The organism is Halobaculum roseum (genome assembly GCF_019880245.1).
GTDB classification, from domain to species: Archaea; Halobacteriota; Halobacteria; order Halobacteriales; family Haloferacaceae; genus Halobaculum; species Halobaculum roseum.
Window position 1 is genome coordinate 358,591 of record NZ_CP082286.1, and the last position, 26,999, is coordinate 385,589.

The following is a 26,999-nucleotide window of genomic DNA, read 5'->3' on the forward strand; positions in this document are numbered from 1 at the left end:
GTGCGAAACGAGCGTCAGCTCCCTCTCCTACCGGGCGACGTGTCCGGACTGCTCGGGGCCGCTCGAACAGCGAACGTTCACGGGGACGTAGGTCCGCGTGCCGCAGTCCGACGACTCCGATCCCGCAGTCATCCGCCAGCTCGCGGTGACCGCCGACGACGTGCTCGCCGCGCTCGAGGCCCGCGACCGCGGGCGACGCGAGGCGGTGCTCCGGATCACGCCGCCGTTCTCGGGACGGATGCGCGCACGGCTCCACGTCGCCGGCGCGGAGGGGGAGTAAGGGTACGACGGCGACGCCGAGCCGATCCACGTCGAGCCGCGGGCGTTCCTCCCCGACGACTTCCCTCGGTTCCCTGGAACCGGCGCCGACAGCTGGCGCTCGGCGGCGCGTGACTCCCTGCAAGAACGGGTCGAACTGAGTAGCTCCGACGGACCGATCGCGGTCCGGGTTCGATACCTCGGATAGCGCCCTACAGGCGCTGGAGGTTCGTGGCCCGTGGGCCCTTCTCGGCCTCCTCGATGTCGAACTCGACTTCCTGTCCTTCCTCGAGATCGGGACCGCCGACGTCCTCCATGTGGAAGAAGACGTCGTCGTCCGCGTCCTCGGTTTCGATGAATCCGTAACCGCCGGTGTCGTTGAAGAATGCGACCGTGCCTTTCGCCATTCGCGTGTACCTCGTCCCACAGTGAGGCGACTTCGGTATTTATATCTGTGGGTCGAGGTGGCACGACACCACCCCCGGCCGACCCGATACCACGGCTCCGGAGGGTTGCGATTCGGCCGCGGTCAGCCGTAACGCTGATTACACACAACGGTTTTAGTCAACATTGCCTGCGGACGGCCGTCCCGTCGTGTGCCTCTCTCATCCCCCCCAGGTACGACGTGGCCCCCGCGGGCACTTTTCACACCGAGTTCGGATCGAGCGTCGAACCGTCGCCGTAGCGTGAGGCGATTTCGGGACGTGTTCGTGCCGACGGTCGACAGCTTCGAGCTCGGAACGTTCGCTACCCGTCGCCGACCGCCGGGAGCGCCTTCCGTCCGTACCGGATCACGCCCTCCCGTTCGTAGATCCGCCTGAACACGGCGCGAACGGGGTCGCCCGCCGCGACCGACTCGGGGTCGGCGTCCGCGACCTGCATGGGCACGCTCGCGGCCGCCCCCTCGCGCTCGAACCGGACGATCGCGACCGCGTAGTCGCCGCCCCGCTCGGCCTGGCGGGCGAACTCGGGGGGCGCCCCGTCGGGGGAGACGCCGGTCACGGTCTCGACGGTACCCTCCGAGGGAAGCCCCACCGACTCGTAGTCGACCAGATCATGACAGTCCGGACACGCGCCCTCCGGCGGGAACGCGAGCCCGCCGCAGTCGGGACAGCGACCCGCCCGGAGGCGATAGCGCGCGGGGATCGACCGTCGCCACGTCGGCACCGACACCGCCGCGCCGCCGCCCGCCGGCGGCTCGTCGCTCGCGATCTCGCCGCGGCGTCGCAGCGCCGCCGCGTACGACAGCTCACGGTCGGCGTCGAGGTCGCCCTCGACGGGCGCGAGCCCGTCGACGAGGAGCGCGTCTGCGCCGGCGCCGCTGCCCCAGCCGACGACGAGCGTCCGGGTCGCGCCCGCGCGAAGCGCCGCAGTCAGGCCGAGGAGCGGCCCGGCCGCGCCCGTGTCGCCGAGCGTGTCCACGGGCGTCGAGACCGCGTCGGCGTCCAGTCCGACGGACCGGGCCGCCCGCGCGGGGAGGTCGCCGTCGGGTGCGGTCACCGCGAACGCAGCGGCCTCCTCGGGGGCGAACGCGTCCGCGTCGTCCCCCAGCAGGTCGACGGCCGCGCGGATCGGGCGGGTGAACGCCTTGCGGTCGTAGGTGGTGACACCCAGTCCCTCGACGCCGTCGTCGGCGTCGTCGGCGTCCCCCGCGCGCCGGAAGCGGGTTCCGGGGTAGTCGGCCGCGACCTCCGCGTCGCCGACGAGGCCCGCGCCGGACCCCGAGTCGGGACCCAACACGACCGCCGCCGCGCCCGCGCCGGCGGCGTGGCCCTCGGGGGCGTTCGGCGCCGCACGCGGCGCGTCGGCGGCGACGACGAGCGCCGGGAGCGCGCCGGCGTCGCGGGCGGCCCGCAACGCCCGCGTTCCCGCGCGCGTGCTCCGGCCGACGTAGTGGGTTCGCGCGTCGCCGGGGGCGCCGAGGGCGGCACCGAGGCGGGGGAGGAGGTCCTCCTCCTCCAGGGGCGGCGTGGTCGTCGCGAACGCGAGCCCCGCGAGGTCGCCGGCGTCGACCCCGGCGGCAGCGAGCGCGCGCTCGCCGGCCGCAACGCTCATCGTGAGCGCGTCCTCGTCGGGTCCCGGGACGGCGACGGCGTCGATTCCGCGGGCCCGCGAGCGACCCCACGCCTCGGCGACCGCCTCGCGGGGGAGCCGGGCGGACGGCGCGTAGACGCCCGCGCCGAGGATCCGGGCGTCGGCGTCGAGTCGATCGGCGGGTTCCCCCGGACCCGGTTCGGGCGCGCTCACGCGCCGGTCACCCCCTCGGCCTCGAACACGTGAACGACGGCCGCGCCGCCGGAGCCGCCGACGTTGTGCGTCAGTCCCCGCTCAGGGTCGTCGAGTTGGCGCTCGCCCGCACGACCGGTCAACTGGTCGAACGCCTCGACTGCCTGGCCGGCGCCGGTCGCGCCGATCGGGTGGCCCTTCGCCTTCAGCCCGCCGGAGGTGTTGACCGGGAGGTCGCCGTCGGCGGCCGTGACGCCCTCCAGCGCGAGGTCGGCGGCCTCGCCCCGGTCACAGAAGCCGAGGTCCTCGTAGGCGAGCAGCTCGGCGATCGCGAAGCAGTCGTGCACCTCGGCGAAGTCGAGGTCGACCCGCGGGTCGGCGAGGCTCGCGCGGTCGTAGGCCGTCTCGGCGGCCGACTCGGTGGCGGGGATCGCGGTGTAGGTGTCGCGCTGAAACAGGCCGACGCGGTCGGAGACGGCGCCGACGCCGGCGACCCGGACGCGGTCGTCGAACGACCGGGCCGCCTCCTCGCCGGCGACCAGCACCGCCGCGGCGCCGTCGCTCGTCGGACAGCAGTGATACAGGGTGAGCGGGTCGGCGACGACGGCGGCCGTCTCGGCGTCCTCGATCGAACACTCGAAGCCGAGGTGCGCCTTCGGGTTGCGCGCGCCGTTGGCGTGGCTCTTGGCGGCGACCGCCGAGAGCGCCCGGCGGGGGGCGTCGTACTCGCGGAGGTACGCGTCGGCCATCTGAGCGTACACCCCCGAGAACGTCGTCCCGGCCATGCGCTCCCACTCGGTCTCCCCGGAGACGCCCAGCCAGTACTTCGTCGCCTCGGCGGAGGCGTCCGTCATCACCTCGACCCCGCCGGCGAGCACGAGGTCCGCCATCCCGGACTCGACGGCCATCACGGCCTGGCGAAGGGCCGAGCCCGACGCGGCGCAGGCGTTCTCTACGCGCGTGCAGGGAACCCCGTGGAGCCCGACGTGCTCGGTGACGGCGGGGCCGGCGAGGCCGATCTGTCGGCCGCCGACCCCGAGCGTCCCGACGAACGCCTCGTCCACGTCCGTCGGCGTCAGATCCGTAGGCGTCGCGGCCTCGTACGCCTCGCGAAAGAGGGTCCGGTACGTCTCCTCGGGGAACGAGCCGAACGGCGACTGGCCCGCCCCGACGATGTAGGCGTCGGTCATGGCGGAGACCGGCCCCGCGTCGTGGTAAGTGTTGCCGGTCGCCGACCGACGCCGAGCCGTGGGCGGCAGACCCGGAGCCGGCGGCAGGACGAACCGGACGGGAACGGACAGTGTGAACGAGTACCGAACGATTTTTAACTATGATCTCCCCCTGGTATGACCGATACGAAACACCCTGTTTCCGGCGTTTTCGGGCTCATGGCGGCGTGAGAACCCCATGCACATCAGCGAAACGTTTATATACTTTTCGTTCGTAACGAGTAGTAAGGACGACACGGTCGGAGGTCGATTTTTTCGCCTTCGGTCCGCCGTCGATCCGGGAGCACACCATGAGCGAGTCAGAAACCACCATCAGTAGTTACACGCGAGACGAAAGGGAGTCAGACGAACGAACCGAGGAGAGCGAATCCGTCCGCGTCTGCCCCGAGTGCGGCGGCAGCGTCGTCGCCGACGAGGAGCACGGGGAGACCGTCTGTACCGACTGCGGGCTCGTCCTCGAGGAGGACGCCATCGACCGCGGTCCCGAGTGGCGGTCGTTCGACCGCGAGGGAGAGAGCAAATCGCGCGTCGGCGCCCCGACGACGAAGATGATGCACGACAACGGCCTGTCGACCAACATCGGCTGGCAGAACAAGGACGCCTACGGGAACACGCTCTCTGCCGAGCGACGCCAGCAGATGCAGCGCCTGCGCACCTGGCACGAGCGCTTCCGCACGCGCGACTCGAAGGAGCGCAACCTCAAGCAGGCGCTCGGCGAGATCGACCGCATGGCGAGCGCCCTCGGGCTGCCCGAGAACGTCCGCGAGACCGCCTCGGTCATCTACCGCCGCGCGCTCTCGGAGGACCTCCTCCCGGGCCGGTCCATCGAGGGGGTCGCCTCGGCGAGCCTGTACGCGGCCGCCCGCCAGGCGAACACCCCGCGCTCGCTCGACGAGCTGACGGCCGTGTCGCGGGTCGACCGGATGGAGCTCACCCGGACGTACCGCTACATCGTCCGCGAGCTGAAGCTGGAGGTCGCGCCCGCGGACCCCGCCCAGTACCTCGCGCGGTTCGCCTCCGAGCTCGGGCTCTCCGACGAGGGCGAGTGGCGCGCTCGCGGGCTGTTGAAGACGGCCGAGGAAGCCGGCGTCACCAGCGGGAAGTCCCCGGTCGGGCTCGCCGCCGCGGCCGTCTACGCCGCCTCGCTGCTCACCAACGAGGCGCTCACCCAGAGCCAGGTGAGCGATGTCGCGGGCGTCAGCGAGGTGACCATCCGGAACCGCTACAAGGAGCTGCTCGATGCGGCCGAGACCGCCGAGGGAACCCCCGGCGCGGGCGACCGTAGCCCCGCCGGCGCCTGATCCCGCCGCTCCCGTCGACGGTCGACACCCCGATCTCTGCGATTCCGTTCTGTTGTCCTGTTCGGCTTCACGAACCTGAGCCACGGCCGACGCGTGAAACCGCCCGCAAGGATTTATTGGGCCGCCGGGCGAGGGGACCGCGTATGGTGGAGGCCTTCGTCCGACTGCTGTGTCCCGAGTGCTCGAAAGACTGGGAAGAGGCGCCCACCGACCTCCCGAACCACAGGGAGAACTTCTCGTGTCCCTCGTGTCACGCGACGCGGCGGCTCGCGGAGTTCATGCGGACCGAACGGGACCTCGACGCTGTTAAACAGTTCGAGTGAGCGTCGCAGACGCCCCGGGCGTCGCAGCGGCGTGACTACCGTCCCAGGCTGGAGATCGCGCCACAGGCGTCGCACTTGAGCACGTCCGTGCCGCCCTGCTCGACGATACGCGTGTCCGGGAGTCCGCACTCCGAGCAGATGACGTACCCCTCGGTGTACGCCTCCACGGCGTCGGCGACACGGCCCTGCTTGAAATCGCCCGTGAGGCGCGCACGCCCGGACTCGTCGATGCGCGCGGCCGTCCCGAGTTCGTCCTGAAGGAACTTCAACAGCGCCGACTCCTCGCGGTTCAGCGTGTCGACCAGTTCCTGAAAGTTCTCGACGACGGTGACGTTCCCCTCCGGCCGGACGACCGGGTCCGGAACCTCGAACCGCGAGCCGCGCTCGTCAATGTCGGGCGTCTCCTCGATCGCGCGGTCTAACATGTCGTCGTACTCCATACACGCCCGTAGGCGCGCGCCGGCCCAAAAAACGTTCGTGGCCCGCCGAGCGTCCGCTCGCCGCGAGGACGGCGTCCGCGCGAGACCGAAATCGGCCGGGAATCGGGCCCGTTTCCCGCCGAGACGGCCGAAACGAACCTTCCGAATTCTCAATTTCTAGACTCGTCCGCTCGACCCACCTAAATCCGTCGAGGACCGTGCTAACGAGCCTCAAGATAAGTCTTTAACCCTTGGGTCGCAACCCGGATTCGTCCATGAAGAAGCAGGAGCTCATTCACCTGCACGGCCTTCTCAGCGAGGTACGCAGCGAGTACGAGCAGTGGGGCACAGATCTCGACCTGACCGAGTACCAGGAACTCGGCGTCAAACCGACATCGATCCACCGATCGAAGACGGACCACAAGGCGGCCGTGTTCAAGCTGGCGTCCGGAATCACGTCCTCCGCCGAGGAGACGACCGAGGCCGAGGCCGAGACCGTCGCGCCTCGCGCCGACTGAAGTCGGGCACTTACTCCCCCGCAACGACCGACCGTCCGACAGCGGCGGCGCCGGGTCGGTTCCATCCGGTACCACACGCGATGACCGCGAGCGACGCCCGAGACGTGGCGTCGAGGGTCGCCTCAGCGTTCGTCCTCGACCATCTCCTCGAACTCCGGGAGCAAGTCGTCCTCCCCGTCGCCCTCGGCGTCCGGGTCACCGTTGTCGGACCCGCCCGACCCGTCGCCGTCGCGTCCGCCGTCTCGGTCGTCCCCCCGATCGTGGTTACTGCCGCCGTCGCCGCCGTCCCCGCCCTCGCCCCCGTTGCCGTGGTTGCCGTGGTCCTCGCCGTCCTCCAGCGGCTCGACGCGCAGGACCTTGAGCGGGATGTCGTGGAGTCGTTGGCCGATCTCCTTGCGGGCGATCCGCGCCGCGTGTTCCTCCCGTTCCACGTTGAACACGGACATCTCCAGCTCCAGCGCCACCAGCGCCTCGTCGGCGGCGACGAACGCCGGCGGCAACTGTTCGCCGTCGGGCGACGTGCGCGTGCCCATCGAGATCTCGACGTAGTTGAGGTCGGGGTTGAGCATCTCCCCCGTCTTCGAGATCGCGATGCGGACCGCCTCGTCGGTCGTCTCGACGTCGTACACCGGCACCGCGGCCTCGACGACGACCCTACAGTCCATGTCAGATAGTACCACTGGCTCGGGCATGAATGTTCGGCCGGCCCGGAGTGAGAAACGACTAATAGCCAGTAATATTACTAGGTAGTCGCATGCAGTTCGACGGCTTCACCGACGCGAGCGAGGCACAGGTCACCCGAGCCATCGGCGACTCATGGCACGGGGAGTTCATGGACGGCACGGAGACGGAGGTCATCGTGATCGGCGGCGGTCCCTCGGGGCTCACCGCCGCGAAGGAGCTGGCCGAGCGCGGGGTCGACGTGACCGTCGTCGAGAAGAACAACTACCTCGGTGGCGGCTTCTGGCTCGGCGGCTTCCTGATGAACAAGCTCACCGTGCGCGAGCCGGCCGACCGGATCCTCGACGAGCTCGGCGTCCCGTACGAGGAGAGCGACGAGGCGTCCGGCCTCCACGTCGCGGACGCCCCGCACTGTTCGTCGGCGCTGATCGAGGCCGCGTGTGCCGCCGGCGCGCGGATCCAGAACATGACCGAGTTCACCGACGTGGTGGTTCGGGAGGACCACCGCGTCGCCGGCGCCGTGGTGAACTGGACGCCGGTCCACTCGCTTCCGCGCGAGTTGACCTGCGTTGACCCGATCGCCGTCGAGTCCGACCTCGTCATCGACGCGACGGGCCACGAGGCGGTCGTCGTCTCGAAGCTCCACGAGCGCGGCGTCATCGACGCCCCGGGGATCGGGCACGCAGGCGAGCACAACACCGGGATGGACGGGACCGCCGACGGGGAGTACGGCGCCCCCGGCCACGACTCGCCGGGTCACGACTCGATGTGGGTCTCCGACAGCGAGGACAAGGTCGTCGAGGAGACCGGCGTCGTCCACGACGGCCTGATCGCCGCCGGCCTCGCGACCGCGACGACCCACGGGCTCACCCGGATGGGGCCGACCTTCGGCGCGATGCTCGTCTCGGGCAAGCGTGCGGCCGAGGTCGCGCTCGAGGAACTCGGCGTGGACGCCTCCCCGGTCGAACTCGGCGGGTCGACCCCGGCCCCGGCGGACGACTAAGCCGTGGCCGACCCCACGGCCCCGAACCGCGCCGGCGACCCGCCGGCGACCCCGCCGGTCGCGCTGACGGTCGCCGGCACCGACAGCGGCGGCGGCGCCGGCGTCGCCGCCGACCTCAAGGCGATGGCCGCCCGCGGCGCGTTCGGCGCGGCCGCCGTCACCGCCGTCACGGCACAGAACACCGGCGGCGTCGACTCGGCGCATCCGGTACCGCCCGGGGAGGTCGCCGCCCAGATCCGCGCGGTCGTCTCGGATCTCCCGGTCGCGGCCGCCAAGACGGGGATGCTCGGCGACGCCGAGTGCGTCGAGGCGGTCGCCGAGGCACTCCCCGAATCGCTTCCGCTGGTGGTGGATCCCGTGGTCGTCGCCGCCTCGGGTGCCCGGCTGCTCGACGAGTCTGGCGTCGAGGCCCTCCGCGAGCGCCTGCTCGACCGCGCGACCGTCGTCACCCCGAACGCACCCGAGGCGGAGCTGCTGACCGGGCGGGAGGTGGCGACGCCCCCGGACGCGCTGGCGGCCGCCCGTGACCTTCGGTCGGCCGGTGCCGAGGCGGCCCTCGTGACGGGCGGCCACCTCGACCCGGGGCCGGGTGACGGCGTCGTCGACGCGTTCGCGGGTCCCGAAGGGACCGCGCGCTTCGAGCGCGACCGCGTGGACACGGAGGCGACCCACGGCACCGGCTGCACGCTTTCGGCGGCGATCGCGGCCGAGCTCGCCGACAGCGCGTCGCCGCGGGCGGCGGTCGCCGCCGCGGAGTCGTACCTCGACCGAACCCTCCCGCGGGGGCTCCCCTACGGGGACGGTCGGGGCCCGGTGAACCACCTCGGCGCGACGCGGACCGACGCCGCGACGCCCGCCGCCGCCGCCCGACTCCGGGAGGCGGTCGGCCGGCTCGAACGCGCCGGGCCGGCGGTCGCCGACGCGGTCCCCGAGGTGGGGACGAACGTCGCGGCGTCGCCCGCCGGAGCGCGCCAGCCCGACGAGGTTGTCGCCGTCGAGGGACGCCTCCGAGCGACGGGTGAGGGGGTACGCGCCGCCGGCGGCGTCGCCCGCGGCGCCTCGGACCACCTCGCGCGCCTGTTGTGTGGCGTCCGCGAGGTCGACCCCGGGGCGCGCGCGGTCGCGAACGTCCGGCCGACCGAGGCGGCCGTCGACCGGCTCGCGGAACTCGGCGACGTGGTCCGCGTCGACCGACGCGAGGAGCCGGCGGACGCCCCCGGGACGATGGACTGGACGGCCGTGACGGCGATGGCCGACAGGGCGCGCGCGCCGGTCGCGATCGTCGACGACGGCGCCCACGGCAAGGAACCGATGGCGCGGGTGTTCGGGGACTCGGCCGCGACGGTGGTCGATCGAGTGCTCGTCGCCGCCGGCGTCGACGGCGACTGAGTTCGAATCGTCGGCCGCCGGCAGCTACTCCCCGCCGGCGCGCAGGTAGTAGAAGACGTAGGTCTGCGCGTAGCCGGCGTACTCGCCGCCGAAGCGCTCCCGGATCGCGCGGCTCGTCTCCGTGTAGCCGCCGGCGTCGCATTCGGGGTAGTAGTCCGCGATCGCGGTCCGGATCCAGGTGTCCAGGGGAACCGCCTCCAAGAAGTCCAGCGAGAACAGCAAGACGCAGTCTGCCACCTTCTCGCCGACGCCGACGAATTGCGTCAGGTACTCTCGGGCGTCCTCGTATGCCATGTCGCGGGCGGCGGCCGGGTCGGCCTCGCCGTGTTCACGGCTCTCGTCGCCGGCGACCATCTCGGCGGTGCGCTGGACGTACGGCGCGCGATAGCCCAACGAGAGGTCGCGCAGTTCGTCCTCGGTGCGCGCGGCGAGCTGCTCGGGCGTCGGGAACGCGTGGAGCGTTCGGCCGTCGAACTCGACCGGGTCGCCGAACTGTTCGGCCATGTCCATCTGCATCCCGTGGATCCGGCCGACGCGCATCTGCGCCGAGCAGATGAACGAGATCAGACAGGCGAACGGCGGGTCGCGGACGAGTCGCATCCCGCGGTACCGCTCGTACGCCCGGTTCAACAGGGGCAGATCCGGCGTCGAATCGAGGATCCCGTCGAGGTCGTCGTCCAGGCGAAGGAGGTGCGTGAGGATCGGGACCGCGTCGGTCGTCGACTCCCACTCCAGCCGCCCGTCGGTCTGGCGGACGCGGACGACGGCGCGCTCGTCGCTGACGCCCGCTATCGGGGGGACGACCGTCTCGTACCAGTGGTCGCCGCCGTGGGCGGACATCGTCCCGTACATGTTCCCGTCCGCGCGGTCCCACAGGTACGTCTGACCGCTCTCGACGGTCGCCTGCAGGTCGAACGGGCCGACCGATTCGAGGGGAATGGCCCCGGTCTCCATTGGGGATCACCAGCACCGCCAGCGGGTTCCGGGTTACGGTTCCGGCGGGCCGCGGGCGAGTCGGCGGGCCGAGCGTCCGGGGTCACCCCTCGTCTCCGGGGTCACTCCCCCTCCTCGGCGGCGGCATCCAGCGGGGGGAGGTCCGCCCCGGTCGACGCCCGGTAGTCGCCGAGCACGACGTACAGGCCGGCGCCGGCGAGTTCGACGGCGAGCAGCGCGAGGACGTGCCCGCCCAGCGGGTCGGCCACGAGCTCGAACTCGAACACCGCGAGCGCGACGCGATGGAGCGTCAACGACAGGGTCGTCGCCGGATCGCTCGCGAGCGCGACCCCTAGCACCGTGGTCGCGACGGCGACGCCCCCGAGGATCGTTCCCCGGCCGAGCGACCCCGAGGGCCGGACCGGACACGCGGCCCACAGGTCGGGGCGTCGGGAGGGCATCGCCGCGACCGTCACGGCGACCGCGAGATACGACAGGGCCAGTCCGGGGACGGCGACGTACAACGCCGGCGCCACGAGATCCCCGACGGCCAGCGCCGCCGCGACGGCGTAGACGACCGCGAACGCGAGGCCGGGCCGGTCGTCGGTTCGTCGTCGAAGCGGCGGGAACAGCTCGGCCACCCCGGCGAGGGTGCGCGCCGCGGGGACGGCGAGCGCCACCAGGGCGGCGACCCCCGCGACGAGCGAGACCGCGACCGTGAGCCCGTTGGTGTCGATGGGGAGGTACGCAGCGATCGCGTCGGCCGCGGGAACGTCCGCGAGGTTGAGCCTGACCCAGTTGACGACGCCGAGCGCCACCAGCGCTGCAAGCGAGACCAGCACCGCGAGCACGGCGGCGGCCACGACCGGGGTGTACGCTTCGTACCCATTGTCGGACGCCCCTATCCCCGCGTCGCTCGTGGGACGATCCGTCTTGGAAGCCTCGCGCTCCGAACGCCCGCTCGTGCCGACTCCGTATGCCGCCGCCTCGACGCCGAGGAAGGCGAACAGCGCCGCGCCGACGCCGCCGACGAGGCTCGCGAGCGGGGCGCTCCGGAGCCCCTCGGTCGGGTACAGCGGGTCGAAGTTCCCGGGGACGAACTCCCCGATCCCTGGGACGAACGCCGCGATCAGCATGGCAGCGAGCCCGGCGACAACCGACCAGGCGAACAGCGCCGCCGCCCCCGCGGCGCGGCGTCTCCCAAGCAGGTGCACGCCGAGCGCGAGGGCGCAGGCGGCGACTGCGACCGCGTCGCCGACGGGCGGCGCGACCGACTCGACCCCGAGGACGGCCGCGAGCCCGGTGGGCGCGTCGAGCGTGCCGGCGACGTACGCACCGGTGCTGCGCGGCAGCGGGGCGAGCCGGCCGAGCCACTCGGCCAGCAGCGCGACGAGCGCGACGTAGCCGACGAGCGCGGGCCAGGCCGCCAACGCGCCGACGAACCGGGACCCCCAGACCCGCGAGACCGACCCGTACACCGGCCCCCGGTCGGCGAACGGGCCCGACGCGACGACCGCGAAGGCGACCGCCAGACAGACGACCCCGCAGCCGGCGAGGAAATACGCTGCCGGCGCGGGCGGACCGGTTCCCTGAGCGACTCCGTCGGGGACGTACAACAGCCCGCCGCCGAGCGCGGCGGCGATCCCGAGGCCTGCCGGCCGGGCCGTCCCGCGGACGACGCCGAGGAGTCGCCCCGTATCCATATCCGGAGTGTGGGACGGAGTAGCAAAAGTCCGCGGGCGGGTGGGCGGCGCCGTCGGACACGCGCGAGCGTCGTCAGCGGTTCCGGCTGACCGGGAACGCCACGCGGTCGGGCGCCTCGTTGAACTCGGCGAGCACGCGCTCGTAGAGGTCGTTGCGGACGCGGGTCGCGCGGCGGTGGTGGACAAGGTAGCGCAGGCGGAGCTCGACCCACGACTCCCGCTGGACGACGTTCACCGAGGGGCCGTCCGCGACATCCAGGTCGACGGCGGTCTCGTCGAGTCGATCCCGGTAGCGGTCGACGGCGTCGCCCATTTCCTCGCCGAGGTAGTCGGCGGCCACGCCGGTCATTCGCTCGCGGGCGAACTCGAGATCCGTCTCGTAGGCAACCTGCACCGAGAGCTCGTTGTAGACGTACGGGGAGCCGGCCCCGGCGAAGTTCACCGCCTCCGAGGAGAGCACCAGGCTGTTCGGGACGGTGACCACCCGGCCGGAGGGCTGGTTCGTGGAGACGAGCGGGCCGTTCACCTCCCACAGCGTCGTCACGAGGAAGTCCACCTCGACCACGTCGCCGGTGACCTCGCCCAGCTGGACGCGGTCGCCGACGGCGTAGGGACGCTTCACAACGAGGTAGAACCAGCCGACCAGCGACAGCAGCGGCTGCTGGAGCGCGAAGGTGATTGCGAAGCCGACCACGCCGAGGGAGACGAGCAGGCCGACCCACTGGTCGGTGAGCACGCCGAGCACGCCCGCGAGCGCGAGTCCGCCGAACACCAGCCGGAGGACGTTGCGTACGTCGTGGGCGCGACGTTTGCTCGCCCGTCGAGCGGCCACCCCGTAGACGACGAAGTACGCCCCGTTCGCCGACAGCACCACCGAGGCGGCCAACAGCGCCGTCGCCGCCGCCGCGTCCGGGGGCGTGTCGCCGAGCCCGGGCACGGCCAGGTCCGAAAGCGGCGTGGTCGCTCGGACGACGCCGGCGGCGACCGCCGCGACGAGGGCGGCCGCCACGGACACGTAGCCGATCGGTCGTCGCACGGGCGGACCTGTCCCGGCGGGAGCAAAACCGTTGGCATCGATCGGGACGCAACGGCCCGTTTCATAAGTTATCCCGTGGTTCGCTGTCGCCACGTGAAGACCGACTGAACAGCTATGGGAAACACCTATATTACACCTATCCATAGTATGTGTTGTCTATGACTGGCTACTACGACTACGTCCTCGGCCTCATCCCCGCCGCGTTGCTCGGAACCACGTTCGCGCTGGAGGGGCTGGGCTGGTCGATGCAGGTAGCCGTTCCCGTCGGGGGCGCCGTCGCGGCCGGGCTCGTGGCCCACGCGATGTTCGTTCGCGGCCCCGCCCCCGGTACGACGGTTCCGGACGCGCCGGCGCGTCCGGCCGGCCCCGGCGCCGACGGGTCCCCCGGCTCGCCGCAGAACGCCGACTGATCCGGTTGGGTTCGGCCGGAGTCATTTCGGACACTCCGGGTCGCACGATGCCGGCCACGCTTTTCACCACCGCGGCCCAACCGCCGCACATGACGGAGACGCTGTTCCTGACGAGCGAGGAGGTCGCCGGACTGGCCGACCCCGCGGAGTACGTGGACGCTGTTCGCGACGCCTACCGCCAGATCGGCGAAGGAGCGCCCGCGGAGCCGCGGACGAAGCTCGTGAACGCCGACCCGCCCGGGTTCCTCACCACCTACGCCGCGGTGCTCCCGGAGACGGGAGCGATGGGCGGGTACACCTACTCCGCCGGGTTCGGCGGGCGCGACGCGTGGTTCATGACGCCGCTGTTCGACGCGGAGTCGGGCGAGCCGCTCGCGCTGCTCGACGGCGCCTCGATGAATCCCCACAAGACCGGCGCGGCCGGCGCCGTCGGCGTCGACGCGCTCGCCCGCGAGGACGCGACCTCGGTCGCGGTGATCGGCTCGGGCGCGCAGGCGCGGGGGCAGCTGCGCGCGACGGCGACCGTCCGCGACCTGGAGACGGTGTGGGTGTACTCCCCGACGAAGGAGCACCGCGAGGAGTTCGCGGGCGACATGAACAAGCGCCTCGACGCGTCGGTCGCCGCCGTCGCGAGCGCCGCGGCCGCCGTCGAGGACGCCGACGTGGTGATCACCGCGACGAACGCCGCCGAGCCCGTGTTCGACGGCGCCGACCTCGACCCCGGTACCCACGTCACCGCGATGGGGCAGTACAACGCGGACAAGCGCGAACTCGACCACGAGACGATCGAGCGCGCGACGTACGTTCCCGACCTGCGCGCCCGGGCGCTGCACGACGCCGGGTCGTTCCTCTCGGCGCTGGAGGCCGGCGTCGTCGACGAGGACCATATCCACGCCGAGTTGGGGGAGGTCGTCGCCGGCGTCGAGCCCGGCCGGACGAGCGACGACGAGATCACCGTCTTCGACTCCGGCGGCACCGGGATCGAGACGGCCGCGTCGGCGTACCTGCTGTACGAGAAGGCCGTCGACGCCGGCCTCGGGGAGACCATCGACTTCGCGCCCGCGAGCGAGGCGCTCACCGGGGAGTAGAACGACACTGATAGCGACGACGACCACCCCCGATACGTGTCCGAACCCCCGGCCCCGTCTACCCTCCGAACCCGCGTTCGCGAGTCGCCGCTGATCGCGGTCAGCGGCGGGCTCGCGCTCGTCGTTCTGGTCGGCGCGGTCGCCGTGCTCGTGACGCTCGTCGGGCCCGGCCGGATCCCGGACCCCGGCGGGCGCAGACTCGGGGCCGCGATCCTCGCGGCGATGGTCGTCGTCGCCCTCCTGTGGCTGTCTGTCGTCGCGCGGGCGGTCGCGGGCGTCGTCGCCTACGCCGACGCCGGGGCCCGGCCGACGGGGATCCCGCTGGCCCTCGCGGTCGTCGAGGGGGCGATCGCCGTGGCGATGCTGGCCGTCGCGAGCGTCGTCGTCGCGCTCGGCGGGCCGGGACCGGAACCGGAGGTGTACGCCATCGCCGCGTACGCCGTCACCGCGATCGGGGTCGGTCTCGCGCCCGTGTCGCTGGCGCGTGCGGGCGTCGCGCTGTCGGGCGACTTCTGATCCCCCTCAGTCGCCGCCGGAGGTCGACGCGGTCCCCGGCGCGTCCGGCGACCGCCTCTCGCGACGGCGCACGCGAACGTGGAGCGCGATCGCACACAGCGTCGCGATCACGCCGCCGAGCACGACGATCCCGAACGCGACGCGGTAGCCGGCCACGGAATACGCCCGCGCGCCGTCGACGACGCGGCCGGTCCAGTAGGCGTCGAGGGCCGCGCCGAGCACCGCGGGGAAGACGGCCGCCCCGAAGTACGCCATCCCGTTGACCGTGCCCGTGGCCGCGCCGCTGTCGGCGGCGTGGCGCTCCTTCGCGACCGTGTAGGCCACGGACGCGCCGCCGGTGATGCCCATCCCCACGAACAGCGCCAGCGCGACGACGAACAGCGGCGGCGTCACGGTGACGAACACGACGCCGTAGGCGATCACGAACGCGAGACACGAGCCGACGATCACCTCCGTTCGGCGGCCGGTTCGGTCCGACAGCGCGCCGAAGGCGGGGGAGCCGACCGCGAAGCCGATGTTCGCCGCGAGCACCGCCAAGGCGGCCGTCGCCACCGGCACGTCGTACAGATGGACGATGTAGGGGACGCCCCACAGGCCGACGACGGTGAAGTTGAGCCCGAAGATCAGGAACAGCGTCGTCCCCATCAGCCACGTGTCGAGGTCGCCGAGCACGCGGCGTGCGCCCGCGAGCACCTCCCGAAGCGAGTCGGTGTCGGTTCCCGAGTCCGCCCCCTCCGGGCGGTCCTCGGGGTCGGCCGGTCGGTCGCGGACGAAGCCGCCGACCGCCAGGCCCGCGAGCAGCACCCCCGCGGCGGCGGCGTACAACACCGAGCGCCAGCCGGCGGCCTCGGCCGCCAGCGCCAGCGGCGTCGTCGCCAGCACGCCGCCGATCCCGGCGGCGGCGATGGTGAAGCCCGTCATCGTCGCGAACTCCTCGGGCGCGTACCAGTTGGCGCAGAATCGGAGGACCGCGACGTAGATCGCCGCGCCGCTCAGGCCGGCGAGAAAGCGCGCGGTGAAGCCGACCGCGAAGGAGTCGGCCGCGGCGAAGCCCGCGACCCCGGCGGCCATGCCGACGAGCCCGATCGACACGACGCGGCGGGGCCCGTACCGATCGACGACCAGCCCGGCGGGGAGCTGCGCCGCGGCGTACACGTAGAAGAACGACGAGTGGAGCAGCCCCAACTCCGAGGCGGTCGCGTCGAAGACGGCGGCGAGATCGCCGGAGAGCACGGCCGTCGAGTTGCGGAAGAAGTTGACGAACAGGAAGCCGAACGCGAGCGTCGCCCACATCAAGTGGCGTCGATACCGGCGGGGAATGGCCATTTGTGTGCCCTGTGTTGCACACCGGGGCTTGTACCTTCGGGCCACGGCGATCCGATCGACGGCGGGACCCAACCGGCTGGGGCGGCTCGGAGTTCGCGGCGCCCCAGTGATCGCGCCGCCTCAGAGCTCGCGGCGCATCCGAACGTGCTCGATGCCGTCCTCGTCGAACGTGCCGACCGCGTCGTCGACGGCGTACCCCAGCCGCTCGTAGAAGCCGGCCGCCCGCGTCTGCGCGTGGAGCACCGCCTCCGAGAGCCCGCGCTCGCGGGCACGGGTCTCGACGGCGGTCATCACGCGCGCGCCCCACCCCTCGCCGCGGCGGTCGCCGGCGACCGCGATCCGCTCGACCTTCGCGACGCGCTCCGCGCCCTCCGCCAGCGCGCCGTACTCGTGGGCCCCGACCGCGCGGAGGCGGGCGACCGCGACCGCGTCGCCGGCGGCGTCGCGGACGAGCAGGTGGTCCACGTCCGACTCCAGCGGGTTCTCGTCGTGCTCGTCGAGTTCGAGGTGCTCCGGAACGCCCTGCTCGTCGACGAAGACGGCCATTCGAAGGTCGACCACGGCGTCCCAGTCGGCCTCGGCGGCGACGACGGTGGCCGTCCAGTCGGCGTCCGCGGGAGCGAGGTCGGCCTCCGCCGACGTCTCGTCCTCGGGCATCGTCACTGGAGGCGGTACCGCAGGAGCGCGGCGACGCCGCCGAGGTTCTTCAGTTGCTGCCCGGGCGCGAACTCCTCCGAGAAGACGACCACGTCCCCGCCCTTCTGCTCGGCGGTCTCGACGAGGTCGTTCACGTCGATCTCCCAGTCGCCCTCGCCCTGGCGCTCGGCGCGGAGTCGCTCGTCGACGATGAGAAGCGTCTCGATGGCGCCGAACTCGGCGGCCTCCATCGTCTCGTTGACGCCGTAGGTCGCCTTGGCGCCCTCGGCGATGCGCTCGGTGAGCTCGTCGATCAGCTCGGCCTCGCGGGCGATGCGCGTCTCGCGTTGCACCTCGTCGACGGCGCCGCGCTTGAGCACCTCGTGGACGCCGCGGTCGCCGGCGGCGGAGGTATTCACGACGGAGATCCGGTCGCTGAGGTCCCGGTAGTGCTCGTCGATGTACTCGTTGGCGTCGTTCTTCGTGAACCCCGGACCCGCGAGGATGATCGCCTCGGGGTCGAGGTGCGACAGCGCGGAGCCGAGCTCGTCGAACAGTTCGTCGCGGGGGCGGGCGTACTCACCCTTCCCCGTGGGCTTGGTGAAGCTCGCGTACTCCTCGGTGCCGTACTGCTGGACGGTGTGGATGTACGCGGCGCCCTCCTCGACGGTCGCGATGGCGACGTCGGGCGCCCCGGTGGCCTCCTCTGCCTCCTCGATGCGTTCGATCTGGTCGGCCTTGAAGCGCTTCTCCACGGTGATCTCCGAGCGCTCCTCGACGTTGATCGTGTGGTGGTGGCCGATCTCGTCCTCGCGCGAGCAGCCGACGATGACGCCCCCGACGCGCAGCCGGTTGGCGAAGCGGGCGAACTCCACGTCCTCGACCTCGAGGGTGACGCGCATGTGCTCGCGCTCGCCGCCCGTGTCGCGGAGCTGGTCGTCGTCGCGGGTGACCCGGCGGGTCGTGTCGGCCTCGACCAGATCGCCGGGTTCGAGGACGTGCGAGAGGTGCCACAGGTCGTCGGTCGTCTCGGGCGTGACCGTCAGGCGCTCGCGCCCCTCCTCGCCGCGGCCGCGCGAGTCGATTCGCATATCCGCGAGTGCGTCGGGCGCGTACAAAGGCCCTCCGAGACGTGGACCCACGCCGGGGGCACAGCTCCCGGACGGGTCCCGGAGACTACCTCACCGACCCGCTCTCGGGTTCCTCGGTTCGGACGCGCCGCCCGCGTCCGGGGATTCCTCCGCGGGCTCGTTCGCGTCCGCGGCGACGGCGTCGGTCGCCTCGGCGAACCCGCGGCCGAAGCAGTAGTAGGTGACGACCTGCCCGTAGAACAGCGCGGGGATCCCGATCAGGATCAGCGCGAAGGGACCGGCGACACTGTTGATCACGGCTCCGAGCACGACCCCGAAGAGGACGCCCACGAGATACCGCCCCGAGAGGGCCGCCTCGCGAAGCGCCTCGACGTCGAAGGCGGCGCCCAACTCGCCCGCGAGCGCGAAGTTAGTCATCGCCGCCGGCATGACGTACGCGACGAGGATAGACAGCAGCGTCGCGGCCAACACGAGGAGGAGGCCGACGGCGCCGAACGCCGCGACCCCCGCGTCGCTGCCCGTGACGCTGCCCGTAACGCCGCCGATGAAGAGCGCGACGACCGCGGCGACGATCGGGATCGAGACGACGAGGCCGTAGGCCGCCTGCACGACGACGAGCTTCAGCCCGTCGACGAACAGCTCCCCCCAGTCGGTGAACGACGGGGCCGCGCGCTCGTCGGTCGCCGCCGAACGCAGCACCCGGAGGAGATACCCCTGCAACACGAACGCCGGCAGCACGAACACGCTCGCGACGATCAGCGCGCCGCCGATGACGAGCGTGGCGACGCGGTCGTCCGTTCGCAGGGGGTACCCGAGCGCGTCCTCCAACATACCCGACCGTCACCAGGGGCGTGGTTAACGGTTTCCACCGATCCCGCGGCTCCACGCCGCGGCGGCCGCGACCTCCAGGTAGAACAGCCCGAAGAAGCCGACGAGCCGGGCGGTCCGGCTCCCGGCGCCGGCCAGCGCCGCCCCGAACGCGAGCAGCACCGCGCCGACGGTCCACGCGTAGAAGTACCGCCCGGAGGTGACCGTCCGACGAAGCGATCGGGACGAGATCCCCGCGGCGACGCGTGCGCGAACGGTCCCGGCCGGGTCCGCACGAGCGTACCCCGCGAGGATCGCCGGCAGCGGATACGCGATGCCGACCGCGAGCAGCAGGCTCACCGTCCCGCCGACGAGCGTCACGCCGTACCCCAGCGGTGTCGTCGGGTCGACGGGGCCGCCGCCGGCCGCCCCCGACACCGCCCCGCCGACGGTGACGAGCAGGACGACGACCGGAACGAGCAGAACCGCGATGGAGACCGCGCTCGCGACGAGTCCGTCCCGTAGCAGCGACAGCGGACGCCGAAACGTCGGGAGCGTGACGGGGTCGTCCGCGTCGCCGGCGGCGCCGAGCACGCGGACGAGGTAGCCGACGACCGCCACGATCGCGACCGGCGAGAGCAGCGTGAGCGGCCACAGCGGCGCGACGATCGCGGCGAGGAGGTGGAGCCCGCCGCCGGTCGCGAGCGCCTCCGCCGCCGCGCCGCGGTCGTTCGCGGGCCCCAGCGGGTAGCGAAGCGCCTCGCTGAGCACGGTTACGCCTCGTGTATGTCGCTCTCGCCGGGCGGGAGGAACTCCTGGATCCGGTCGGCGGAGGCGACCTTGCGGACGAACCCCTGGTCGGCGAACCGCGATTTGAGTTCGCGGTAGCACTTCATCGCCGCGTCGTTCTGGGCGAAGCGTCCGGGCGTGAGGCGGATCGTCGTCTCCGCGCGCTCCTCGATCGCGCTCGGCGGCCCGCCTATCACCCGCGTCTCGGGATCGACCTGGACGCCGACGGCGACCTCGGCGGGCATGTCGCGGTAGTAGTCGCGCTCGCCGCGGATGACGAACCCGCCCTTCTCGATGTACTCGCCCGACTCGGGCGTCTTCGACACCTGATCGGGGGTGACGACGTACGCGTCGCCGGCGCCGCGGCCGTCCTTCCACACCGAGGAGTACGAGACGGCGAACTGTGCGGCCTCCTCGCGCGACTGCTCGGGGATGGTCACGTCGCGGGCGGCCTCCGAGGGGTCGGTCGCCTTGACGATCGTCACCGGGCCGCCGTGGGCCTGTGCGTGACAGAACAGGTCCCGCCCCTCCATGTAGTTCTTCACGAGCTCCTCGTTCTGGTCGGCGTTGCGCCCGCCGATGACGAGGAAGCCGTCGCTCGTCTCGAACCAGCGGAAGCGGTCGTACCAGTGGTCCTGCTGCCTGACGGGGATCGACGGCCGCGAGAGCCAGTCGACGTCCGCGTGCTCGTCGGCCTCGTCGCCGTCGGCGTCGTCCTCCTCGTCGCCGCCTTCGGCGTCGGGGTCGCCGTCGGCCGCCTCCCACTCCTCCTTGCGCCGTTTCACTGCTTCCAGCTCCTCGCGGGTGTTCTCGATGGCCGCGAGCGCGCCCTCCTTCTTCTCCTCGATGCGCTTGGCCTCCGTGTACAGCCGGTCGGCGTTCTTCTCGGGCCCGGTGGCGGCGTCGAGGGTGACGACCGTCCCGTCGAGGTCCACGTCGACGGTCCCCTCGGAGCCGTCGACGCCCCGGACGGCCTCGGCCTCGGGGATGCCGCGGTCGGCGCCCTCGAGGAACGTCTCGTCGATCTCCTCCCAGCCTCGCCCCTCCTCGCGGGCGGCCTGGATCGTCGAGAGCACGTCGGCGACGAGGTCGTAGTGGGCGTACACGGCCTCCGCCTTCTCGCGCTCGGCCTCCGCGCGCTCCTCGAAGTCGCCGATCGCGCCCTCCTGCTGGTCGATGATCCGTTGCTTCTTGGCGATCTCGGCCTCGAAGTCGGGCGAGTCGTCGACCTCCTCGTCCTCCGTGAGGTCGAGCCGGTGGAAGTACGCGTCCAGCGCGGCGTTGAAGTCGTCGTACGCCTCCGACTCCATTCCCTCGCGCTCCTCCAGCGGGAACGGCGTCACGTCGACGACCGCTCCGTCCTCCAGGTAGACGCGAGGGTCCAGATCCCCGGACCGGAGGCGCTCGCCCATCCGCCGGATCGCGTCGTAGATCGCGCGGTACTGCGCCTCGCCGGCGTCGGCGATGTCGAGCGCCTTCTCGACGCCGGCGCGGGTGCAGAACTCCTCGGCGTAGAGGCCGCCCATGTTGAGTTGGGTCGCGAGCGTGCGCACCACGTCGGTGTCGGACTCCTCCATCCTCGCTTCGAGCACCTCGTAGCGCACGTCGAAGGGGTTGATCCGCGACTGCGGGTACTCGTACCGGCTCCCGGGAGCGACCGTCCGGGACTTGAGCCGGACGGTTTCGAGGCTGCGCTGAACCTCGCCGGTCTCGTCGAGCACGGCGACGTTGCCCTCGCCGAACAGCTCGGCGATGACCGTCGTGTTCGCGTCGGGGCGCTCGAAGTCGAACGTGAGGATGCGGTCGAACTCGTATTGAGCAACGTCGGCGAGCTCCCCGCCGGCGAGCCGCGAACGTAACGTCTTGGCGAACTCCGGTGGCCGGCCGGGCGCGTCCGGCACGTGCGCGGGGTCGGCGACGTGACACCGCTTCACGTCGCCCGTCTCGACGAGGAGTTCGACCCGCCCGCGGTCGTAATCGCGGAGTTTGAAGCGGACGAGGTCGTCGCCGTAGAGGTAGACCTTGTCCACCTTCGCGCCCTCGTACCGGGAGAGCTCCCCGGCGAGGGCGGCGAGGTCGACGCTCGTCATCTCGGTTTTCGGGTCCATCTGATTGTGTGTGGGTACTTGGGGCGGGTGTTTGGGCGTTGCGGGATTGATGTGGATTCGCTCGTATCGTTGTTCGCCATCGCGACACGTGGAGATCGGTGTCCGATATTCGGTGTCCATGAAAGCCCCCACGGCTCTGCAGTGGGGGGGGACTCGCTGCGCGTGGTTCGAGACGGCTCCGCCGTCTCGTCATTACCGGACGCCTCCGGCGTCCGGTCAGCAGCCAGAACGCTCCGCGTTCTGGCAGCATCACGAGAGACGCTTCGCGTCTCTCGAACGACTTCGCTCGGGCTTCGCCCTCGCTCCAGTGCTTGCTTCGTCCGCCTTCCCGCAGAGCCGTGGCCCCTTTCAGTCGCACCCACCGCTGCCGCGACCGCACCACGACCTCCCCAACCGATTCGCTCGTCGTCGCTCACGGGTCGCTTCGCTCCCCGTTCGCGTCGAGCCCTCGCTTCGCTCGGGCTCGCACTCCTCACTCATCCTACGTCAGAGCAAGCTCTGACGAGGTCACACTCGCTCCGCTCACGGCTCACTACGTTCGCCGTTCGCAATCGCGGTCTCATTCCATTCGACCGCGCACCGCTCGCGTGACCCTCGCGCGCGTCCGGCTGACACGGAGGTCAGCCGGCGCGCGCCACCGCAATAGATCGGATTCGGAACTCGACCGACGACCGAGCCTACCTGCGCGCCAGCACCACACCCGTCGCCGAGGCGACGAACCCGATGGCCGCGAGCACGCCGAACAGTGTCGGCGGGTTCGCGTACGTCAACACGGTGCCGGCGACAGCGCCCCCGAGGGCGCCGACGCCGAAGACGCCGAGGTAGGTGTAGCCGTACGACAGCCCGCGGGTGCCCGCGGGGGTGTACTCGGCGACGGTCGCCTGGTAGAACGGCTGGACGACGAACAGCGCGGCGCCGAGCACCGCGCCGAAGACGAGGAACGGCCCGAACCCGAGGTTCGCGACCGGGAGGAACAACAGCGCAAGCACGCCGAGCACCCCGAAACTGAGCGCGATCCCGCGCTCGACGGGGATCCGGTCGGTGAGCTTCCCGCCGACGTACTGGCCGACGACGCCGACCATCAGGAGGCCGGAGTAGACGTAGTTCGCGGGCGAGACCTCCCGACCGCCGAGCCCGCCGAGCAGGTCGGCGACCCCGCCGGGCAGCAGCGACCCGACGGCGACCGGGGCGAAGCCGGGGAGGTCGTCGAGCAGTTCGGGCATGAACGTGAGCACGCCCCGGTAGTACAGCCCCGACAGCATCACGACGAGGAACACGAGCGCGAAGCTGCCCGTGAACAGCACGCGCGACTCGGCGACGAACTCCGAGAACGAGTCGACCCCGGCGTCGGCCTTCGAGTCGCCCGCGTCCGTGCCGCCGTCGGCGGCGGCCTCCACGGCCGCCGTCTCGTCGAAGCTCGCTCGGACGGCGTACAGCGCCGCAAGCAGCGCCGGCGCCGCGAGGATCGCTGCGGCCGTCCGCCAGTCGAGGGCCAACAGCATGAGCGTCGTGAGCAGCGGCCCGAGCCCGATGCCGAGGTTGCCCGCCATGCCGTGGTACGCGAAGCCGGTGCCGCGCTCCTCGACGCCCTTCGAGAGCAGCGCGAGCCCGGCCGGGTGGTACACCGACGCGGAGACGCCCCACACCACCATCGCGAGGGTGATCGACACGAGCCCGGGCGCGACCCCGAGCAGGACGAAGGACGCGGCCATGCCGACGAGGCAGGCGGTGATGAGCCGTCTCGATCCCACGCGGTCGACGAGCACCCCGCCCGGGAGCGCGCCCAGGCCGAACAGCCCGTAGCCGACCGTCACCAACAGCCCGAGCGTCGCGGAGGTGACCGCGACCTCGACGGGGCCCAGCGCCACCACGTCGAACTCCGCCAGCCAGATGGGGATGAAGATCGGAATGGACAGCTCGTAGGTGTGGACCATCCCGTGGGCCAGCATGGTGAGCCCGACGATGGACCTGTCGTTCCGGTTCACACGCGAACGAGGCCACTCCGGCGGCATGTACGCGTCGGTGTCGGCACGACCGGCCGGGGAGTCCCGACGGCCGGCGAGCTCCAGGAAATATCAACGATACGACGTGGCTCGAAGAACTTAATATGCCGAACACGAATCGCTCCGCCCAGGCTCTCTCGAAGGACCGATGTACTGTATCCACTGCCGCGCTCCCGTCCGCTACAACCGGGCGCTCGTGCGCGAACACGACGGCCGAACGCTCGCCGGACTGTGCTCGGAGTGCGAGCGCGAGCAGTTCGGCCGGGTCCTCCGGGGCGGCTACGCGGACCCGAGCGGGGCGTGTCTGTTCTGCTCGCGGCCGGGCGCCCTCGCGCTCCCGGTCCATCGCATCGATCTAGACGACGGCCCCGACGACCACTCCGAGACCAGGGGCTACCCGGTCGAGGCGACGACCCCTCGCCTGTGTGACGGGCACGCCGGCGAGGCGTTCGGGCTGAAGGCCGAGCGCCTCCGGTCGGAGGCGACGCTCGCGACGTACGCCGTCGACGACGACTGACCGTCGGAAACGAAACGACTAATCGCCCCCCGCGACTACCGCGGGGTAATGAGCGCGCACGACTGGCCCCACGACCCCGACGGCGAGGAGGGCAGCGAGGGACGCCGAAAGTACGGGCACGCGGTGCTGGTGAAGAAGGTCGACGAGGAGGAGGACTTCCCGCTTCGCGCCGGCGACTACCGCGAGGAGTTCGGCGACCACCCGGTCCGACTGGACGCGGACACCGTCGTCTCCGTCGACGACATCTTCGAACACATCGACGACGACGCCGAGTTCGAGGACATCGTCGCCTTCCACAAGGCCGTCGGCGAGACGATGCGCGCCAACGACTACTGGACGTACGAGGGCGCCGACGCGTTCACCCGCACGCGCGGATAGCGCCGTCGGGTTCGCCGCGTCGGATCGCGCGACCCTCGACCGTCTCCGATGAACGTCGGATCGAGTAGTCGCATCCGGTCGCGTACAACCGTGTTCGGGGTCTAGCCGACCCGGCGTCGGTGCGGGGCCCCGTTCACCGCGTCCGTCCGCCGATCTCGCGCTCGAAGTCCTCGCGCTCCCACGTGCGCGTCCCCTCGCCCTCGACCTCGTTTTGGAGCTTCTCCTCGAGCAGATTGATCGCCATGCGGTTGGCCCCCTCGGGGATGATCAGGTCCGCGTGCTTCTTGCTCGGCTCGATGAACTGCTCGTGCATCGGCTTCACCGTCGAGAGGTACTGGTCGATCACGCCCTCCAGGTCGCGCCCGCGGTCGACCACGTCGCGCTCGATGCGCCGGAGGATACGCACGTCGGCGTCCGTCTCGACGTACAGGCGGAGGTCCAGCATGTCGTTGATCTCCTCGTCGTACAGCGCGAGGATCCCCTCGACGACGATCACGTCGGTCGGCTCGACGGTCTCCGTCTCCTCCTTGCGGTTGTGGATCTCGAAGTCGTACTGCGGCATCTCGACGCTGTTGCCCGACAGCAGCGTCTCCAGGTGTTCCCGGAGGAGTTCCCACTCGAACGCGTCGGGGTGGTCGTAGTTCACCTCCGCGCGCTCCTCGAGGTCGAGATGCGAGAGGTCCCGGTAGTAGTTGTCGAGCGGGATGCGGGTCACCGAGTCGGCGACGCGCTCGGTGATCATCCGGGAGACGGTCGTCTTTCCGGCGCCGGTCCCCCCGGCGATGCCGACGACGAACGAGGGGTACGTCATTCGCTGAGTTATCCCCAGCGCGTCGGCTTGGGCGTGTCGGTCCGCCGGTCCCGTGCTCGACGCTCCCGTGTGTACCGTTCACATTCGGTCAACTTTATAAACGGCTACGGCATTGGCTCTCACATGGCACGCAAGATCGATCGCCGTGACGTCCTGAAGGGCGCCGGCACGGCAGGCGTTGTCGGACTCGCAGGATGTATCACCCAGAACGAATCGGGCGGCGGAAACGGTGGCGGCGGCGGTGGCGGTGACGGCGGCGGCGACGACGAGGAGACCGAAGCCGACGGGGAGACCACCGAGGCACCCGACGACTCCGAGTCGATGCGGACCGTGATGCACTCGGTGCTGATGCCGCTCACCGGCGACCTCGCGTCGCTCGGCGGTCCGATCCGCGACGGCGGGACGCTCCCGGTGAAGCAGCTCCGCGCCGCCGGCGACATGCCCGTCGAGTTCGACCAGACGGTCGAGGACACCCAGACCGACCCGCAGGCGGGGATCCAGGCGGCCAACGGGCTCGCGAACGCCGGCTACCCGACCGTCTGCGGGCCGGCTTCCTCCGGTGTGAACCTTCAGGTCACCCGCGAGGTGTTCATCCCCAACGGGATGATCGGCTGCTCGCCGTCCTCGACCTCGCCCAACGTGACGACGCTCGACGACGACGACCTGATCTTCCGGACGGCGCCCTCGGACGCGCTGCAGGGACAGGTCATGGCGCAGGTGGCCAACGAGGAGCTCGACAACTCCAGCGCCTCGATCCTGTACGTCAACAACGACTACGGGCAGGCGCTGGCCGACTCGTTCTCCCAGTCGTTCGCGGACAACTACTCCGGGTCGGTCCAGGAGTCGGTCGCGTTCGAGCAGGAGCAGTCCAGCTACACCTCGCCGCTGTCGACGGCGATGGGCGACTCGCCGGACATGCTCGTCGTCATCGGCTACCCGGCCTCCGGGATCCAGATCTTCCGCGACTTCTACGCGAACTACGACAACGAGACGGAGGTGCTGGTGACCGACGGGCTCGTCGACCCGACGCTCCCGGACGAGGTCGGCAACGACATGGCGAACGTGTACGCCACGACGCCGCAGGCGACCGGCCCCGGCCAGGAGGAGTTCGTCTCGCTGTACGAGGACGAGTACGACCGCTCGCCCGGCGTGTTCAACGCCCACGCGTACGACGCCTCCGCCGTCTGCCTGCTCGCGAACGTCAAGGCGGGCGAGAACGACGGCGACGTGATCAAAGAGGAGATGCGCGCGGTGGCCAACCCCAACGACGGGATGGAGGTCACGCCCGGGAACCTCGCCGAGGGGCTGCGGGCCGTCGCGAACGGCGATGACGTGTACTACCAGGGGGCCTCCTCGTCGGTCGACTTCGACGAGAACGGCGACATGACGGCCGTCACGTACGCGTTCCTCCAGTACAACACGGACGTGGAGGGCAACGTCGAGACGGTCAGCACCATCGACTTCGAGGCCTGATCGGCCGACAGCGGTCGACCGCGTTCG

28 protein-coding genes are annotated in these 26,999 nt (G+C 71.4%); 12 read left to right on the plus strand and 16 right to left on the minus strand.

All coding sequences use genetic code 11. From position 1 onward, the window contains the following. Positions 1-97: 97 nt before the first annotated feature. Positions 98-280: a DUF8009 family protein gene (locus K6T36_RS18840; protein ID WP_225935160.1), complete on the plus strand. Its 183-nt coding sequence runs from the start codon at positions 98-100 to the stop codon at positions 278-280. 190 nt (positions 281-470) lie between these two features. Here the strand turns inward: K6T36_RS18840 and K6T36_RS01860 are convergent, their stop codons facing one another. The 3 genes from K6T36_RS01860 to K6T36_RS01870 all read right to left on the minus strand — a co-directional run bounded on the left by K6T36_RS01860 (position 471) and on the right by K6T36_RS01870 (position 3,674). Then, positions 471-665, minus strand: a complete 195-nt coding sequence (locus K6T36_RS01860) for a cold-shock protein (RefSeq protein ID WP_222607778.1) — start codon at positions 663-665, stop codon at positions 471-473. Between the two features lie 340 nt (positions 666-1,005). Further along, the gene (locus tag K6T36_RS01865) at positions 1,006-2,505 is read right to left on the minus strand and encodes a zinc ribbon domain-containing protein (protein ID WP_225935161.1); all 1,500 of its coding nucleotides are present in this window, start codon (positions 2,503-2,505) and stop codon (positions 1,006-1,008) included. Then, positions 2,502-3,674, minus strand: a complete 1,173-nt coding sequence (locus tag K6T36_RS01870) for a thiolase C-terminal domain-containing protein (protein ID WP_222922345.1) — start codon at positions 3,672-3,674, stop codon at positions 2,502-2,504. Before K6T36_RS01870 ends, K6T36_RS01865 begins: the two co-directional genes overlap by 4 nt. A gap of 329 nt (positions 3,675-4,003) precedes the next feature. On the opposite strand from K6T36_RS01870, the gene K6T36_RS01875 reads away from it, so the two are divergent. Further along, complete coding sequence (locus tag K6T36_RS01875) at positions 4,004-5,014, plus strand: transcription initiation factor IIB (protein ID WP_222607780.1); 1,011 nt, start codon at positions 4,004-4,006, stop codon at positions 5,012-5,014. 143 nt (positions 5,015-5,157) lie between these two features. Further along, the gene (locus K6T36_RS01880) at positions 5,158-5,337 is read left to right on the plus strand and encodes a DUF7836 family putative zinc-binding protein (protein ID WP_222607781.1); all 180 of its coding nucleotides are present in this window, start codon (positions 5,158-5,160) and stop codon (positions 5,335-5,337) included. Between the two features lie 35 nt (positions 5,338-5,372). Here K6T36_RS01880 and K6T36_RS01885 read toward each other — a convergent pair whose 3' ends face one another. Beyond that, positions 5,373-5,777, minus strand: coding sequence for a translation initiation factor IF-2 subunit beta (locus K6T36_RS01885; protein ID WP_222607782.1), 405 nt, complete (start codon positions 5,775-5,777; stop codon positions 5,373-5,375). Positions 5,778-6,031: 254 nt separating this feature from the next. Between K6T36_RS01885 and K6T36_RS01890 the strand changes: the two genes are divergently transcribed. Further along, positions 6,032-6,274 carry a UPF0058 family protein gene (locus K6T36_RS01890; RefSeq protein WP_222607783.1) on the plus strand — a complete coding sequence of 81 codons (243 nt, stop codon included), beginning with the start codon at positions 6,032-6,034 and terminating at the stop codon, positions 6,272-6,274. Between the two features lie 122 nt (positions 6,275-6,396). Here the strand turns inward: K6T36_RS01890 and K6T36_RS19100 are convergent, their stop codons facing one another. Further along, positions 6,397-6,939 (minus strand): DUF555 domain-containing protein, encoded by a 543-nt coding sequence (locus tag K6T36_RS19100; protein WP_222922346.1) that lies wholly within the window; start codon positions 6,937-6,939, stop codon positions 6,397-6,399. An 89-nt stretch (positions 6,940-7,028) separates the two neighbouring features. Here K6T36_RS19100 and K6T36_RS01900 point away from each other — a divergent pair, with 89 nt between their 5' ends. Beyond that, positions 7,029-7,958 (plus strand): sulfide-dependent adenosine diphosphate thiazole synthase, encoded by a 930-nt coding sequence (locus tag K6T36_RS01900; RefSeq protein ID WP_222922347.1) that lies wholly within the window; start codon positions 7,029-7,031, stop codon positions 7,956-7,958. A 3-nt stretch (positions 7,959-7,961) separates the two neighbouring features. Further along, the gene (gene thiD, locus K6T36_RS01905) at positions 7,962-9,347 is read left to right on the plus strand and encodes a bifunctional hydroxymethylpyrimidine kinase/phosphomethylpyrimidine kinase (protein WP_222922348.1); all 1,386 of its coding nucleotides are present in this window, start codon (positions 7,962-7,964) and stop codon (positions 9,345-9,347) included. Between the two features lie 24 nt (positions 9,348-9,371). Here thiD and K6T36_RS01910 read toward each other — a convergent pair whose 3' ends face one another. From K6T36_RS01910 to K6T36_RS01920, 3 genes are all read right to left on the minus strand, one after another. Next, complete coding sequence (locus K6T36_RS01910; protein ID WP_222922349.1) at positions 9,372-10,301, minus strand: DNA-3-methyladenine glycosylase family protein; 930 nt, start codon at positions 10,299-10,301, stop codon at positions 9,372-9,374. Between the two features lie 101 nt (positions 10,302-10,402). After that, positions 10,403-11,983, minus strand: coding sequence for an APC family permease (locus K6T36_RS01915; RefSeq protein ID WP_222922350.1), 1,581 nt, complete (start codon positions 11,981-11,983; stop codon positions 10,403-10,405). A gap of 73 nt (positions 11,984-12,056) precedes the next feature. After that, entirely contained in the window at positions 12,057-13,019 is a 963-nt protein-coding gene (locus K6T36_RS01920) for a mechanosensitive ion channel family protein (protein WP_222922351.1), read from the minus strand. Positions 13,020-13,177: 158 nt separating this feature from the next. Between K6T36_RS01920 and K6T36_RS01925 the strand changes: the two genes are divergently transcribed. From K6T36_RS01925 to K6T36_RS01935, 3 genes are all read left to right on the plus strand, one after another. Then, positions 13,178-13,429, plus strand: coding sequence for a DUF8015 family protein (locus K6T36_RS01925; protein WP_222922352.1), 252 nt, complete (start codon positions 13,178-13,180; stop codon positions 13,427-13,429). An 89-nt stretch (positions 13,430-13,518) separates the two neighbouring features. After that, entirely contained in the window at positions 13,519-14,517 is a 999-nt protein-coding gene (locus K6T36_RS01930) for an ornithine cyclodeaminase family protein (protein WP_222922353.1), read from the plus strand. 36 nt (positions 14,518-14,553) lie between these two features. Beyond that, positions 14,554-15,033 (plus strand): hypothetical protein, encoded by a 480-nt coding sequence (locus tag K6T36_RS01935; protein ID WP_222922354.1) that lies wholly within the window; start codon positions 14,554-14,556, stop codon positions 15,031-15,033. Between the two features lie 6 nt (positions 15,034-15,039). On the opposite strand, the gene K6T36_RS01940 is transcribed toward K6T36_RS01935, so the two are convergent. The 7 genes from K6T36_RS01940 to K6T36_RS01970 form a co-directional block, all read right to left on the minus strand. Beyond that, the gene (locus K6T36_RS01940; RefSeq protein ID WP_222922355.1) at positions 15,040-16,359 is read right to left on the minus strand and encodes an MFS transporter; all 1,320 of its coding nucleotides are present in this window, start codon (positions 16,357-16,359) and stop codon (positions 15,040-15,042) included. Between the two features lie 120 nt (positions 16,360-16,479). After that, positions 16,480-17,016: a GNAT family N-acetyltransferase gene (locus K6T36_RS01945; RefSeq protein ID WP_222922356.1), complete on the minus strand. Its 537-nt coding sequence runs from the start codon at positions 17,014-17,016 to the stop codon at positions 16,480-16,482. 2 nt (positions 17,017-17,018) lie between these two features. Continuing rightward, positions 17,019-18,086: an mRNA surveillance protein pelota gene (locus K6T36_RS01950; RefSeq protein ID WP_222922357.1), complete on the minus strand. Its 1,068-nt coding sequence runs from the start codon at positions 18,084-18,086 to the stop codon at positions 17,019-17,021. Positions 18,087-18,176: 90 nt separating this feature from the next. Further along, entirely contained in the window at positions 18,177-18,917 is a 741-nt protein-coding gene (locus K6T36_RS01955; RefSeq protein WP_222922358.1) for a DUF4013 domain-containing protein, read from the minus strand. A 24-nt stretch (positions 18,918-18,941) separates the two neighbouring features. After that, positions 18,942-19,664 carry a DUF4013 domain-containing protein gene (locus K6T36_RS01960; protein WP_222922359.1) on the minus strand — a complete coding sequence of 241 codons (723 nt, stop codon included), beginning with the start codon at positions 19,662-19,664 and terminating at the stop codon, positions 18,942-18,944. A 2-nt stretch (positions 19,665-19,666) separates the two neighbouring features. Continuing rightward, positions 19,667-21,790, minus strand: a complete 2,124-nt coding sequence (rqcH, locus tag K6T36_RS01965; protein ID WP_222922360.1) for a ribosome rescue protein RqcH — start codon at positions 21,788-21,790, stop codon at positions 19,667-19,669. A 677-nt stretch (positions 21,791-22,467) separates the two neighbouring features. Further along, entirely contained in the window at positions 22,468-23,802 is a 1,335-nt protein-coding gene (locus K6T36_RS01970; RefSeq protein WP_222922361.1) for an MFS transporter, read from the minus strand. Between the two features lie 139 nt (positions 23,803-23,941). Here K6T36_RS01970 and K6T36_RS01975 point away from each other — a divergent pair, with 139 nt between their 5' ends. Further along, positions 23,942-24,310: a hypothetical protein gene (locus tag K6T36_RS01975; RefSeq protein WP_222922362.1), complete on the plus strand. Its 369-nt coding sequence runs from the start codon at positions 23,942-23,944 to the stop codon at positions 24,308-24,310. Positions 24,311-24,358: 48 nt separating this feature from the next. Further along, entirely contained in the window at positions 24,359-24,688 is a 330-nt protein-coding gene (locus tag K6T36_RS01980) for a DUF5785 family protein (protein ID WP_222922363.1), read from the plus strand. Between the two features lie 133 nt (positions 24,689-24,821). Here K6T36_RS01980 and udk read toward each other — a convergent pair whose 3' ends face one another. After that, complete coding sequence (udk, locus tag K6T36_RS01985; RefSeq protein ID WP_222922364.1) at positions 24,822-25,499, minus strand: uridine kinase; 678 nt, start codon at positions 25,497-25,499, stop codon at positions 24,822-24,824. A 123-nt stretch (positions 25,500-25,622) separates the two neighbouring features. Here udk and K6T36_RS01990 point away from each other — a divergent pair, with 123 nt between their 5' ends. Then, a complete protein-coding gene (locus K6T36_RS01990) occupies positions 25,623-26,972 on the plus strand; it encodes an ABC transporter substrate-binding protein (RefSeq protein ID WP_222922365.1) in 1,350 nt (449 codons plus the stop codon). Positions 26,973-26,999 lie beyond the last annotated feature (27 nt).